The organism is Micromonospora sp. NPDC023869 (assembly GCF_055559695.1).
On the sequence record NZ_JBVHKD010000004.1, the window covers coordinates 283,845 to 297,055 of the forward strand.

A 13,211-nucleotide genomic window follows, 5' to 3' on the forward strand; every position below is an offset into this window, starting at 1 on the left:
GACCTCCCGTCGAGTCGCCGGACGTCGCCCGGCTCATCGGAACACCTTCCGCACCTGTTCCAGACCCGCCACCAGGGCGTCGATCTCCTCGGTGGTGGTGTAGAGGTAGAACGAGGCCCGCGTCGTCGCCGGGACCCCGAAGCGCCGGCAGACCGGGCGGGCGCAGTGGTGGCCCACCCGCACCTGCACGCCGAGCGAGTCGAGCACCTGGCCCACGTCGTGCGGGTGCACGTCGGCCAGGGCGAACGAGATCGTGCCACCCCGACCCACCGGCACCTCCGGACCGAAGATCCGCAGGCCCGGCACGGTGGCCAGAGCGTCCAACGCGTACGCGGTGAGCTGCTTCTCGTGCCACTGGATCGCCCGCATGCCGAGGCCGGTCAGGTAGTCCACGGCGGCACCCAGCGCCACCGCCTCGGCGATCGGCGGCGTACCCGCCTCGAAGCGGGCCGGCGGCGGCGCGTACGTCGAGCCGTCCATCGACACCGTCTCGATCATCGAGCCACCGCCGAAGACCGGCGGCATCGCCGCCAGCAGCTCGGCCCGCCCCCACAGCACCCCGATGCCGGTCGGGCCGCACATCTTGTGCCCGGTGAAGACGATGAAGTCGGCGTCCAGGTCGACCACGTCGATCGGCATGTGCGGCACTGACTGCGAGCAGTCCAGCATCAGCAGCGCACCCACCTCGCGCACCCGCGCGGTGATCCGCGAGGTGGCGTTGACCGTGCCGAGGATGTTGGACATGTGCACCAGCGAGACGATCTTCGTCCGCTCGTTGACCAGATCCGCCAGCCCCGACTCGTCCAGCCGGCCGTTGTCGGTGACCGGGAACCAGCGCAGCGTCGCGCCGGTCCGTTCGCAGAGCAACTGCCACGGCACGATGTTCGAGTGGTGCTCCATCTCGGAGATCACCACCTCGTCACCGGGCCCGAGCCGGAACCGCGGGTCGGCGTCGGCGCGCAGGGAGGCGTTGGAGAAGGCGTACGCGACGATGTTGATCGCCTCGGTGGAGTTCTTGGTGAACACCACCTCGTCCGCGCTCGGCGCGTTGACGAACGCGGCGATCCTCGCCCGGGCCCCCTCGTACGCCTCGGTGGCCTCGGTGCCCAGGGTGTGCACCGATCGGGACACGTTGGCGTTGTGCCGGCGGTAGTGCTCGTCCAGCACGGCGAGCACCTGGCGCGGCTTGTGCGAGGTGTTGGCGCTGTCCAGGTAGACCAGCGGATGCCCGTTGACCTCCCGATCGAGGATCGGGAAATCGGCGCGGACCGCCGCCACGTCGTAGCCGGGCACGTCGTCGTACTGCGGCATCCCGGACGGGATCGCGATGGTGGTCATCGTCGTGACCGGCCCTTCCCTCGGCTCAGGCCCGCGCCGAACCGGCCCCGGCGACGTACCGCTCGTAGCCCTCTTCCTCGAGCTTGTCGGCCAGCTCCGGGCCGCCTTCCTCGACGATCCGGCCGGCCACGAAGACGTGCACGTAGTCGGGCTTGATGTAGCGCAGGATGCGGGTGTAGTGGGTGATCAGCAGCAGGCCGGTGTCACCGGTGTCGCGGACCCGGTTGACGCCCTCGCTCACCACGCGCAGCGCGTCCACGTCGAGGCCGGAGTCGGTCTCGTCGAGGATGGCGATCTTCGGCTTGAGCAGTTCGAGCTGCACGATCTCGTGCCGCTTCTTCTCACCACCGGAGAAGCCCTCGTTGACGTTGCGCTGGGCGAAGGCCGGGTCCATGTGCAGACGCTCCATGGCGCCCCGCAGCTCGCCGCCCCAGGTCCGCAGCTTCGGTGCCTCGCCGTCCAGCGCGGTCTTGGCGGTCCGCAGGAAGTTCGCCACCGACACGCCGGGCACCTCGACCGGGTACTGCATGGCGAGGAACAGACCGGCGCGGGCCCGCTCGTCGACCGAGAGCTCCAGCACGTCGACGCCGTCGAGGGTGACCGACCCGCCGGTGATCTCGTACTTCGGGTGACCGGCGATCGAGTACGCGAGGGTCGACTTGCCGGAGCCGTTCGGGCCCATGATCGCGTGCGTCTCACCGGAGCGCACGGTCAGGTCGACACCGGCCAGGATCGGCTTGAGCTCACCCTCGGGCAGCTTGACCGACACCTGCAGGTCACGGATCTCCAGGGTGCTCATTATCGGGTCACTCCATTACTCGGCGTCAGGCTGACGTAGATGTCGCCGTCGCGGACTTCGACGGGATAGACGGGTACGGGTTCGGTCGCCGGCAGCCCGCTCGGCTCGCCGGTACGCAGGTCGAAGCGGGAACCGTGCAGCCAGCACTCCAGGGTGCAGCCGGACACCTCCCCCTCGGAGAGGGCCACGGCGGCGTGCGAGCACTCGTCGTGCACGGCGTAGAACACCTCGTCCTCGGCGTGCACGAGCGCGATCGTGGTGCCGTCGACGTCGGCGCTGATCGCGGTGCCCTTCGGCACGTCCTCGACGGCGCAGACACGGATCATCAGGCGCCGGCCTTGGTCAGGCGGGCCTCGATCGTCTCCCCGAGCCGCTCGCGCAGCTCCTCGACCGGGATCTTGTTGAGCAGCTCGGCGAAGAAGCCGCGCACCACCAGGCGGCGGGCCTCGGCCTCCGGGATGCCCCGGGCCATCAGGTAGAACAACTGCTCGTCGTCGAAGCGGCCGGTGGCGCTGGCGTGCCCGGCACCGGCGATCTCGCCGGTCTCGATCTCCAGGTTCGGCACGGAGTCGGCCCGGGCGCCGTCGGTGAGCAGCAGGTTCCGGTTGATCTCGTACGTGTCGGTGCCGGTCGCCTCGGCGCGGATCAGCACGTCGCCGACCCAGACCGTCCGGGCGCTGTCACCCTGCAACGCTCCCCGGTAGCCGACGTAGCTGCGGCAGTCCGGCACGGTGTGGTCGACGAGCTGGCGGTGCTCCAGGTGCTGGCCCGAGTCGGCGAAGTAGACGCCGTACAGCTCGGCCTCGCCGCCCCGGTCGGTGTACTCGACGGTGGTGAACTGGCGCACCAGGTCGCCGCCGAGCGTGGCCTGGACGTGCACCACGCGCGCGTCCCGGCCCAGCTTCACCTTGAGGTGCTGCGCCTGCACCGCGTCGTCGGCCCAGTCGGAGACGGTGACGAGGGTCAGCTTCGCACCGTCGGCCACGGTCACCTCGACGTTGTCGGCCAGCGTCGCCGAGCCGACGTGCTCCAGCACCAGGGTCGCCTCGGCGAAGCGCTCCACCTGCACGACGGTGTGCCCGAAGGCCACGCCCTCGGCGCTCTCGCCGACCACCCGCACGGTCACCGGCTCGGCCGGCACCGCCTCCCGGGCGACCCGCACCAGCAGCGCCTGCCCGGCACCGCCGTACGCCAGCGCGCTGACCCGGTCGAACGGGGTGAGCACGCTGCCGACCCGCTCGTCGTCCCGGTCCACGTGCTCCACCGTCACGCCCTCGGGCAGCTCGGCGTACTCGTGCCGGACCGTGCCGGTCGCGGTGCGGTCGTCACCGACCAGCCCGCGCAGCCGCTTGAGCGGGGTGAAGCGCCACTCCTCCTCCAGGCCGGTCAGGGCCGGGAAGTCGGCGACGTCGTACGAGCGCAGCGCCTGCGACTTGGTGCTCGGCGGCGGCGCGGAAGCCTGGGTAGTCATCTCGTCCTTGGTCTGTTCTCACGACGACGGTCTGTGGTGCGGGTGGCGGGCCGACACGAGCCGGCCCGCCGGTGGGCGGGGTCAGCCGACCGCGCCCTCCATCTGCAGCTCGATCAGGCGGTTGAGCTCCAGGGCGTACTCCATCGGCAGTTCCTTGGCGATCGGCTCGATGAAGCCGCGCACGATCATCGCCATCGCCTCGTCCTCGCTCAGACCCCGGCTCATCAGGTAGAAGAGCTGGTCCTCGCTGACCTTGGAGACGGTCGCCTCGTGCCCCATCGACACGTCGTCCTCGCGGATGTCGACGTACGGGTAGGTGTCCGAGCGGGAGATGGTGTCCACCAGCAGGGCGTCGCACTTGACCGTGCTGGCGCTGCTGTGCGAGCCCTCCAGGACCTGCACCAGACCCCGGTACGAGGTCCGGCCGCCGCCCCGGGCGATCGACTTCGACACGATCGTGCTGCTGGTGTGCGGTGCGGCGTGCACCATCTTGGCACCGGCGTCCTGGTGCTGGCCCTCGCCGGCCATCGCCACCGAGAGCACCTCGCCCTTGGCGTGCTCGCCGGTCATGTAGACCGCCGGGTACTTCATGGTCACCTTGGAGCCGATGTTGCCGTCGATCCACTCCATGGTCGCGCCCTCGTGGCACACCGCGCGCTTGGTGACCAGGTTGTAGACGTTGTTCGACCAGTTCTGGATGGTCGTGTAGCGGCACCGGGCGTTCTTCTTGACGATGATCTCCACCACGGCGCTGTGCAGCGAGTCCGAGGAGTAGATCGGCGCGGTGCAGCCCTCGACGTAGTGCACGTACGCGCCCTCGTCGACGATGATCAGCGTCCGCTCGAACTGGCCCATGTTCTCGGTGTTGATCCGGAAGTACGCCTGCAGCGGGATCTCCACGTGCACGCCCTTCGGCACGTAGATGAACGAGCCGCCGGACCAGACGGAGGTGTTCAGGGCGGCGAACTTGTTGTCGCCGACCGGGATCACCGTACCGAAGTACTCCTTGAAGACGTCCTCGTGCTCCTTGAGGGCGGTGTCGGTGTCCAGGAAGAGGACACCCTGCTCCTCCAGGTCCTCACGGATCTTGTGGTAGACCACCTCGGACTCGTACTGGGCGGCCACACCGGCGACGAGGCGCTGCTTCTCCGCCTCCGGGATGCCCAGCTTGTCGTAGGTGTTCTTGATGTCCTCCGGCAGGTCCTCCCAGCTGGCGGCCTGCTTCTCGGTGGAGCGCACGAAGTACTTGATGTTGTCGAAGTCGATCCCGGTGAGGTCGGCGCCCCAGGCCGGCATCGGCTTACGGCCGAACAGCCGCAGGCCCTTGAGCCGCAGGTCGAGCATCCACGCGGGCTCGTTCTTCTTGGCCGAGATGTCCCGCACCACCGCCTCGCTGAGGCCACGCTGGGCGACCGCCCCGGCGACGTCCGGGTCGGCCCAGCCGTACTCGTAGTTGCCCAGAGCGGCGAGCTGCTCCTCCTGGGTCAGGGGCTGGACGATCTGCTCGGTCATCTATCTGTCCTCACAGTGGTGACGGTCTTACCGGACTGGGCAGGCGACGAACCCGGAATGTGCGTGGTGCACACCCCGTCGCCGTGCGCGATGGTGGCCAGGCGCTGCACGTGGGTGCCGACCAGGCGAGAGATCACCGTGGTCTCGGCCTCGCACAACGCAGGGAACTCGGCGGCCACGTGTGCCACCGGGCAGTGGTGCTGGCAGAGCTGGCCGCCGGAAGCGATCGTGGACGCACTGGCAGCGTATCCCTCGGCGGTCAACGCCGCGGCGAGTGCCTCGGCACGGGCCATCGGATCGTCCCCGGCGTCGCTCAGGGCGGCCCGACAGCGGGCCTCCAGCGCGGCCACCTGCTCGGCGGCGAAGTCCTCCACCGCGCGGGAGCCGCCGGTACGGGCGATCCACCGCAGCGCCGCGGTGGCCATGTTGTCGTAGTGGTGGGTGCCGCAGCGGCTACGGGCGGCGTCGGTCAGCAGGAACACCTTGGCCGGGCGGCCCCGCCCGCGGTGACCGCGTACGGTCTGCTCGCGGGCCACCACGTCGCCATCGGCGAGCATCGCGTCCAGGTGTCGGCGGATCGCCGCCGGGCTGAGCCCCAGCGCGTCGCCGAGCTGGGCGGCGGTGGCGGCGCGACGCTCCAGCAGCAGCTGGGTCACCCGGTCCCGGGTCGACAGGTCGGCGGCGGGCGCCACTTCCGAGGTGGGCGGCAGTGCCGTGGCGGGCGACACCGGGCCACCGGCGGCCGAACCGGCTGCCGGCGGGTGCCCGGGAGACCCTGCCGCCTTTTTCACAACGCCCACGTTACGTAATTCGCCGGGCGCCTGCAAACGCGGGGTCCGGTGATCCGAACCACCGAGCGGGCGGAGTCACCCGATCGGCGTCAACTACGGTGCGTAGGATTCGCTTCGTGAAGCGACCCGCCCGGTTCTCGGTCTCCACCACCCTGCTGCGCCGACTCGCGTACGCCAACATCGTCGCGAACACGGTGATCGTCGTCACCGGCGGGGCGGTCCGGCTCACCGCCTCGGGCCTCGGCTGCCCCACCTGGCCCCGGTGCACCGACGACTCGTACACCACCACGGCCGAGATGGGCGTGCACGGGGTGATCGAGTTCGGCAACCGGCTGCTCACCTTCGCGCTGGTGCTGATCGCGGGCGCCACGCTGCTGGCCGCGCTGGCGCACCGACCGCGTCGCCGGGGCACGGTGCCGCTGGCCCTGGGAGTGGTGCTCGGCATCGTGGCGCAGGCGGTGATCGGCGGGATCACCGTCCGCACCCAGTTGCACCCCTCGGTCGTCGGCATCCACTTCGTGGTCTCGATGGTGCTGCTGCTCGTCGCGTACGCCCTCTGGCGTCGGGTGCGCGAGCCGGACGGGCCGAAGGTGCCGGTGGTGCCCTCCGCGCTGCGGACGTTGACCTGGATGACCGTGGTGGTCAGCGCCGCAGTGATCGTGGTCGGCGTGGCGGTCACCGGCAGCGGCCCACACGCGGGCGATGCGAACGCCGTCCGCAACGGCCTCGATCCGCAGACCATCTCCCAGGTGCACGCCGACCTGGTCTTCCTGCTGATCGGCCTGACCGTCGGCCTCTGGCTGGCGCTGCGCGCGGTCGGTGCGCCGGCCCGCGCCGTGCGCGCCGCCGGGGTGCTGCTCGCGGTCGAACTGTCCCAGGGTGTGATCGGCTTCGTGCAGTACCTGACCAACCTGCCGGTGCTGCTGGTCGGCGCGCACATGCTCGGTTCCTGCCTGGTCTGGCTGTCGACACTGGCGGTGCTCTGGTCGATCCGGGAACGTCGCCCGGTGCAGCCGACGCCGGACGAGAGCGCCGTCGCGGCCGAGCAGCCGGTGCCCGCACACGCCTGAGCGGTGCCCGAGCGGTTCCGCCGGCACGTCAACGGCCGCAACTCGGACGATCAGCCCATCCGGGCGAGAATCGCGTCCGCGAGGCGATCGGCGGCACCGTCGGCGTATCCCAGGAACAGCGACGGCTCGGTCAGCTCCAGCTCCACCAGCACCGGCGCCCCGTCCGGGCCGGGGATCAGGTCCACCCGGGCGTAGAGCAGGCGCTCCGGCCCGCCGGGCACGGCCGCGAGGGTCCGCTGCGCCACCGCGAGCTCGTCGGCACCGGCGGCGCGCGAGCTGATCTCCTCGGCCTTGTACAGGCCGCCCACCCCGGAATCGGGCCCGGCGAGCATCGGGCCCTTGCGGATGGCGTGGCTGAACGTCGGCCCGTCCGGACCGGCGAAGTAGAGCAGCGCGGTCTCGCCGGCCGAGTCCACCGCGCTCAGGTACGGCTGGATCATCGCGACCCGGCCGGCGCCACCCAGTCGGCGCACGTGGGCCACGGCGAGGTCCCGGTGCTCCGGGTCGGCCAGGTCGTAGCGCCCGGTGTCCTGGCTGCCCGCGCTGACCGAGGGCTTGACGACGTACTCGCCGGTGTCGGCCGGTGGTCGCCACTGCTCGCCGGGCACCACCCAGGCGGTGGGCACCGTCGGCACACCGGCGGCGGACAGCTCGTCGAGGTAGCGCTTGTCGGTGTTCCAGCGCACCACGTCGGCCGGGTTGGCCAGCCGGGGCACCCGCGCCGCCCAGGCGACGAACTCGTCGCGGCGGGACGAGTAGTCCCAGGGCGAACGGAGCATTGACAGGCCGTAGGCGGACCAGTCGACGGCCGGGTCGTCCCAGACGACCGGCTCGGCGGTGATCCCGCGGTCGGCGAGCGGGCCGATCACGAGGCGGTCGTCCGGCTCCAGGTCGGACAGTTCGGTGCAGGTGACGAGAGCGACCCGGGGTTTCCCCCGGGTCGACTGGTGGTGGTTAGTCAATCTATCTCTATCTATCTGTGGTGCGAGTTTATCTAGCGGGCCATGGTGCGGCGGGCCATCGAACGCCAGAGGTCGTTGCTGGGCCGCATCTGGTCCATCAACTCCCGCTCCCAGGCATTCTCCACGGCGACACCGGCCGCCGCGCAGGCATCCCGGGCAACCCCGGTGTCCTCCGCGAACTGGTCGCCCCACGCACCGTCCGAACCCACCAGGACGATCCGCGCCCCACGCTTGCCGACGTACTCGATGACCGCCTTCGCCCCGCCGTGTCCGGCGGCGAACGACTTGATACCCGCGACCAGCCCGCTCGGGGCCGCGCCGGAGGCGGTCTGATCAGCCGTCAGCGTCGTATCGGAACCATCTGCCATAACGCGAAGCCTAAGCAGAGATGCAAGCGAAAGGGCGAGAACCGGGAAGCTTTTGTGATACCGATTACCTGCTGGTTTAAGACAGTGACCAGGAGCTTTGCCCGTTTTTATCCGGGCGAATCACCCTAATCGGCTCCGCATAACGCCATCAATCCCATCAGGCGCGCTCGGATGAGACCGATCCCGCAGCGGGTGTCGATAGTGCGACAAAGCAGACAAATCGCATTCGTTCGCCTAGCCCGATTGTTAGGAAGGGACCCTTCCTATGCACCAGGCGTTAAGAAGGGGCCCTTCCTTGCGTCAGATCAGGGCGTCGAGCGCGGCGGCGGCGAAGACGATGGTCAGGTACGTGGTGGACCAGTGGAACAGCCGCATCGGCTTGACCGGCTCGCCCCGGCTGGCCCGGCCGGCCAGCTTGTGTGCCTCGACCAGGAAGATCGCGCCCACCACCAGCGTCGGCACGCCATAGATCGCGCTCAGGCCCAGCGCCCAGACGGCCAGCGAGGTGAGCACCGTGAGCCAGGCGAACAGGATGATCTCGGTGTTGACCCGCCGCACCGACGCCACCACCGGCAGCATCGGGATGCCCGCCCGGGCGTAGTCGTCCTTGTACTTCATGGCCAGCGGGTAGAAGTGCGGCATCTGCCAGAAGAAGACCACCGCGAACAGCGCCCAGGCGATCGGCGACAGCGTCCCGGTCACCGCCGCCCAACCGATCAGCACCGGAGCCGCCCCGCACGCGCCGCCCCAGAAGGTGTTCGCCGCCGTGGTCCGCTTCAGCCAGAGCGTGTAGATCACGTCGTAGTAGACGATGGCGGCCAGCGTCAGCCCCGCGGCGAGCAGGTTGGTGAACACCGCCATCAGCGCGACCGAGACCACCGCCAGCACCAGACCGAAGACCAGTGCGTTACGCGGCGTCACCGTGTGCGCCGGCAGCGGCCGACGCTTGGTGCGCCGCATCAGCTGGTCGATGTCCCGGTCGATGTAGCAGTTCAGGACGCTGGCCGCACCGGCGGCGAGTGACCCGCCGACCAGCACCACCGCGACCAGCCACAGCGACGGCATCCCGCCGTGCGCGAGCATCATCGCCGGCACCGTGGTGACCAGCAGCAACTCCACGATCCGCGGCTTGGTCAGCGTCACGTACGCCGCCACCACCGCCCGCAGGTCACGCGAGCGGACCGGCACCTCCTCCGTCGCGCGCACCGGCGTCTGCCCGGCAGGGTTGCTGACGGGGCGCTCGGTGATCATGCTCACGGATTGCCACCTTCCGGCTTCGGCAGGGGAGGTCACGACGGCGGGGACCCGTCTCGGGTCCGCACACCGACCCACACACTACGCGTTGTCGTTTTGGCTGCCCGGGCGACCCGGTAACGGTGCGGGCCGTCACACCCACGACTGAACCGTCGGGCGGAACGGAAACGTACAGACCAGCATGCTGAGATCCTCGGGCGCACGTTTAGCCGCGCTCGATAGGGTCACCTGTGAGGGTTCCGCCCATCTCGCCGAGGAGCACAAAACCACCGTGGCTGCCAACCGACCTGCGCACCCCGCACTTGACTGGTCCGACCTCGACCGCCGTGCCGTGGACACCGTCCGCGTCCTGGCCATGGATGCCGTGGAGAAATCCGGCAATGGCCACCCGGGCACCGCGATGAGCCTCGCCCCCGCGGCGTACCTGCTGTTCAACCGGGTGATGCGACACAACCCCGCCGACCCGAACTGGCCCGGCCGGGACCGCTTCGTGCTCTCCGCCGGCCACTCCAGCCTGACGCTCTACATCCAGCTCTTCCTCGCCGGCTACCCGCTGAGCCTGGAGGACCTCAAGTCGCTGCGGCAGTGGGGCTCGCTCACTCCGGGTCACCCCGAGCACGGGCACACCCCGGGCGTCGAGACCACCACCGGCCCGCTCGGGCAGGGCCTGGGCAACGCCGTCGGCATGGCGATGGCGGCGCGCCGGGAGCGTGGCCTGTTCGACCCGGAGGCCGAGGCGGGCGAGTCCGTCTTCGACCACCACATCTGGTGCATCGCCTCGGACGGTGACATCGAGGAGGGCATCACCCACGAGGCCAGCGCGCTCGCCGGGCACCAGCAGCTGGGCAACCTCTGCGTGATCTACGACGACAACGAGATCTCGATCGAGGACGACACCCGGATCGCGTTGAGCGAGGACGTCGCGGCCCGCTACGAGGCGTACGGCTGGCACGTGCTGACGGTCGACTGGCGGACCGGCGACGCCGACCAGGGCGACTACCACGAGAACGTCGACGAGCTGTACCAGGCGCTGCTGGCCGCCAAGGCCGAGACCGGTCGCCCGTCGTTCGTGCGGCTGCGCACCATCATCGGCTGGCCCGCACCGAACAAGCAGAACACCGGCAAGATCCACGGCTCGGCGCTGGGCGCCGACGAGGTGGCCGCCACCAAGGACATCCTCGGCTTCGACCCGACCGCGTCGTTCGAGGTCACCGAGGAGGTGCTCGCCCACACCCGCCAGACGCTCGGCCGCGGCGACGCCGCCGAGCAGGAGTGGAACACCGCCTTCGGCACCTGGTCCGAGGCCAACCCGGAGCGCCGCGCGCTGTACGACCGGATGGCCGGGCGGATCCTGCCCGACGGCTGGGCCGACGCGCTGCCGGAGTTCCCCGCCGACGCCAAGGGCGTCGCCACCCGGGCCGCCTCCGGCAAGGTGCTCGCCGCGCTCGCGCCGGTGCTGCCCGAGCTCTGGGGCGGCTCCGCCGACCTGGCGGAGAGCAACAACACCACGATGAAGGGTGAGCCCTCCTTCGTGCCCAGCCAGTTCGCGACCAAGGAGTTCCCCGGTCACGAGTACGGTCGGACGCTGCACTTCGGCATCCGCGAGCACGCCATGGGCGCCATCCTCAACGGCATCGCCCTGCACGGCGGCACCCGCCCGTACGGCGGCACGTTCCTGGTGTTCAGCGACTACATGCGCCCCGCCGTCCGACTGGCCGCGCTGATGAAGCTGCCGGTGGTCTACGTCTGGACGCACGACTCGATCGGTCTCGGCGAGGACGGTCCGACCCACCAGCCGGTGGAGCACCTGACCGCGCTGCGGGCCATCCCCGGCCTGGACGTGGTCCGGCCGGCCGACGCCAACGAGACGGCGTGGGCGTGGCGGCAGGCGCTGGAGCACACCGACCGGCCGACCGCGCTGGCGCTGAGCCGGCAGGCGCTGCCCACGCTGGACCGCTCGCAGCTCGGCGGGGCCGAGGGCGTAGCCAAGGGCGGCTACGTGCTGGCCGAGGCGTCCAACGGCAAGCCTCAGGTGATCATCGTCGGCACCGGTTCCGAGGTGCAGCTCTGCCTGACCGCGCGGGAGCGGCTGGAGGCTGACGGCACCCCCACCCGGGTCGTCTCGATGCCCTGCCAGGAGTGGTTCTTCGCGCAGGACGAGGCGTACCGCGAGTCGGTGCTGCCGCGCGGGGTAAAGGCCCGGGTGAGCGTGGAGGCGGGCATCGGGATGTCCTGGCGCGCCATCGTCGGCGACTGCGGCGAGAGCGTCAGCCTGGAGCACTACGGCGCGAGCGCACCGCACTCCGTGCTCTTCGAACAGTTCGGCTTCACCCCCGACCGGATCGTCGCCGCGGCGCACGCGGCGCTGACCCGGGTCGGTGACATCACCGGTTTCACGACCGGCAACTGAGGGAGGCGCGTGAATGACGACCGACAGGCTGGGTGAGCTCTCCGCCGCGCAGGTGGCGGTGTGGCTCGACGACCTTTCCCGGGTACGACTGAGCTCCGGCGGGCTCGACCAGCTCCGCCGGGAGAAGCACGTCGTCGGGGTGACCACCAACCCGACGATCTTCGCGAAGGCGTTGAGCGACGCCGACGAGTACGACTGGCAGCTTCGTGACCTGGCCACCCGGGGCGTCGAGGTGGAAGAGGCCGTCCGCATGCTCACCACGTACGACGTGCGGTGGGCCTGCGACGTGATGCGGCCGTCGTACGACGCCAGCGGTGGCGTCGACGGCCGGGTCTCCATCGAGGTGGACCCGCGTCTGGCCCACGAGAGCACCAAGACGGTCGCCGAGGCCAAGGCGCTGTGGTGGCTGGTCGACCGGCCCAACCTGTTCATCAAGATCCCGGCGACCGAGGCCGGCCTGCCGGCGATCACCGCCGCGCTCGCCGAGGGGATCAGCGTCAACGTCACGCTGATCTTCGGGTTGGACCGCTACTCGCAGGTGATGGAGGCGTTCCTCGCCGGCCTGGAGCAGGCCGAGGCGAACGGGCACGACCTGTCCACGATCACGTCGGTGGCCTCGTTCTTCGTCTCCCGGGTCGACAGCGAGGTGGACAAGCGACTGGAGAAGATCGGCTCGGAGCAGGCCAAGGCCCTGCGCGGCAAGGCGGCCGTGGCCAACGCCCGACTGGCCTACGAGCGGTACGCCGAGGTCTTCTCCGGCGACCGGTGGCAGGCGCTGGCCGCCGCCGGGGCGCACCCGCAGCGCCCGCTGTGGGCCTCCACCTCGACGAAGAACCCGGACTACCGGGACGTCATCTACGTCGAGGAGCTGATCGCGCCGGGCACGGTCAACACCATGCCGGAGTCGGTCATCCACGCGTACGCCGAGCACGGCCAGACCCGTCCGGACACCGTCACCGGCGCGTACGACGACGCTCGGCAGGTCTTCGCCGACCTCGGTGCGGTCGGGGTGGACCTGGCCGACGTGATCGACACGCTGGAGCGCGAGGGCGTCGAGAAGTTCGAGGCGAGCTGGGGCGAACTGCTCGACGGCGTCCGCAAGTCGCTCGCCGCCGCCGGACAGGGCAGCGGCCACCCGAGCGACGCCGCCAGCGAGAACGCCGACGCCGCCGTGCGCGCCGGAGGCAATGCGTGACCCTGCGACCAGGCGTCTCCCACGCCGCCGCCCCACCGGGG

General features: G+C 70.4%; 12 protein-coding genes. 3 read left to right on the forward strand and 9 right to left on the reverse strand.

The genetic code is table 11. The features are described from left to right. Positions 1-33: 33 nt before the first annotated feature. The 6 genes from ACZ31C_RS14670 to ACZ31C_RS14695 all read right to left on the reverse strand — a co-directional run bounded on the left by ACZ31C_RS14670 (position 34) and on the right by ACZ31C_RS14695 (position 5,911). Positions 34-1,338 carry a cysteine desulfurase gene (locus ACZ31C_RS14670; protein WP_465795693.1) on the reverse strand — a complete coding sequence of 435 codons (1,305 nt, stop codon included), beginning with the start codon at positions 1,336-1,338 and terminating at the stop codon, positions 34-36. A gap of 25 nt (positions 1,339-1,363) precedes the next feature. Further along, entirely contained in the window at positions 1,364-2,137 is a 774-nt protein-coding gene (gene sufC / locus ACZ31C_RS14675) for a Fe-S cluster assembly ATPase SufC (protein ID WP_131054272.1), read from the reverse strand. Further along, positions 2,137-2,463: a non-heme iron oxygenase ferredoxin subunit gene (locus ACZ31C_RS14680; RefSeq protein ID WP_465795694.1), complete on the reverse strand. Its 327-nt coding sequence runs from the start codon at positions 2,461-2,463 to the stop codon at positions 2,137-2,139. The genes sufC and ACZ31C_RS14680 overlap by 1 nt, the downstream gene beginning before the upstream one ends. Then, the gene (gene sufD, locus ACZ31C_RS14685; RefSeq protein ID WP_465795695.1) at positions 2,463-3,608 is read right to left on the reverse strand and encodes a Fe-S cluster assembly protein SufD; all 1,146 of its coding nucleotides are present in this window, start codon (positions 3,606-3,608) and stop codon (positions 2,463-2,465) included. The genes ACZ31C_RS14680 and sufD overlap by 1 nt, the downstream gene beginning before the upstream one ends. A gap of 81 nt (positions 3,609-3,689) precedes the next feature. Next, entirely contained in the window at positions 3,690-5,120 is a 1,431-nt protein-coding gene (gene sufB, locus ACZ31C_RS14690; protein ID WP_117227176.1) for a Fe-S cluster assembly protein SufB, read from the reverse strand. Then, the gene (locus ACZ31C_RS14695; protein WP_465795696.1) at positions 5,117-5,911 is read right to left on the reverse strand and encodes a helix-turn-helix transcriptional regulator; all 795 of its coding nucleotides are present in this window, start codon (positions 5,909-5,911) and stop codon (positions 5,117-5,119) included. Before ACZ31C_RS14695 ends, sufB begins: the two co-directional genes overlap by 4 nt. Before the next feature lie 98 nt (positions 5,912-6,009). Between ACZ31C_RS14695 and ACZ31C_RS14700 the strand changes: the two genes are divergently transcribed. Continuing rightward, positions 6,010-6,981: a COX15/CtaA family protein gene (locus ACZ31C_RS14700; protein WP_465795697.1), complete on the forward strand. Its 972-nt coding sequence runs from the start codon at positions 6,010-6,012 to the stop codon at positions 6,979-6,981. Positions 6,982-7,031: 50 nt separating this feature from the next. Here ACZ31C_RS14700 and ACZ31C_RS14705 read toward each other — a convergent pair whose 3' ends face one another. The 3 genes from ACZ31C_RS14705 to ACZ31C_RS14715 form a co-directional block, all read right to left on the reverse strand. After that, a complete protein-coding gene (locus ACZ31C_RS14705) occupies positions 7,032-7,943 on the reverse strand; it encodes an ATP-grasp domain-containing protein (RefSeq protein ID WP_465795698.1) in 912 nt (303 codons plus the stop codon). A gap of 32 nt (positions 7,944-7,975) precedes the next feature. Further along, positions 7,976-8,311, reverse strand: coding sequence for a hypothetical protein (locus ACZ31C_RS14710; protein WP_396742924.1), 336 nt, complete (start codon positions 8,309-8,311; stop codon positions 7,976-7,978). A 300-nt stretch (positions 8,312-8,611) separates the two neighbouring features. Continuing rightward, positions 8,612-9,568 (reverse strand): heme o synthase, encoded by a 957-nt coding sequence (locus tag ACZ31C_RS14715; RefSeq protein ID WP_396742921.1) that lies wholly within the window; start codon positions 9,566-9,568, stop codon positions 8,612-8,614. Between the two features lie 268 nt (positions 9,569-9,836). Between ACZ31C_RS14715 and tkt the strand changes: the two genes are divergently transcribed. Together tkt and tal are read left to right on the forward strand one after the other, a co-directional pair. Next, positions 9,837-11,975 carry a transketolase gene (gene tkt / locus ACZ31C_RS14720; RefSeq protein ID WP_465795699.1) on the forward strand — a complete coding sequence of 713 codons (2,139 nt, stop codon included), beginning with the start codon at positions 9,837-9,839 and terminating at the stop codon, positions 11,973-11,975. Between the two features lie 13 nt (positions 11,976-11,988). Beyond that, on the forward strand, positions 11,989-13,170 hold the full coding sequence (gene tal / locus ACZ31C_RS14725; RefSeq protein WP_465795700.1) for a transaldolase: 1,182 nt from the start codon (positions 11,989-11,991) through the stop codon (positions 13,168-13,170). Positions 13,171-13,211 lie beyond the last annotated feature (41 nt).

Excerpts from the sequence above, each read along its gene's own strand:
- ACZ31C_RS14670 (WP_465795693.1), bottom strand. The coding sequence starts at position 1,338 with ATGACCACCATCGCGATCCCGTCCGGGATGCCGCAGTACGACGACGTG.
- sufC (WP_131054272.1), bottom strand. The coding sequence starts at position 2,137 with ATGAGCACCCTGGAGATCCGTGACCTGCAGGTGTCGGTCAAGCTGCCC.
- ACZ31C_RS14680 (WP_465795694.1), bottom strand. The coding sequence starts at position 2,463 with ATGATCCGTGTCTGCGCCGTCGAGGACGTGCCGAAGGGCACCGCGATC.
- sufD (WP_465795695.1), bottom strand. The coding sequence starts at position 3,608 with ATGACTACCCAGGCTTCCGCGCCGCCGCCGAGCACCAAGTCGCAGGCG.
- sufB (WP_117227176.1), bottom strand. The coding sequence starts at position 5,120 with ATGACCGAGCAGATCGTCCAGCCCCTGACCCAGGAGGAGCAGCTCGCC.
- ACZ31C_RS14710 (WP_396742924.1), bottom strand. The coding sequence starts at position 8,311 with ATGGCAGATGGTTCCGATACGACGCTGACGGCTGATCAGACCGCCTCC.
- tal (WP_465795700.1), top strand. The coding sequence starts at position 11,989 with ATGACGACCGACAGGCTGGGTGAGCTCTCCGCCGCGCAGGTGGCGGTG.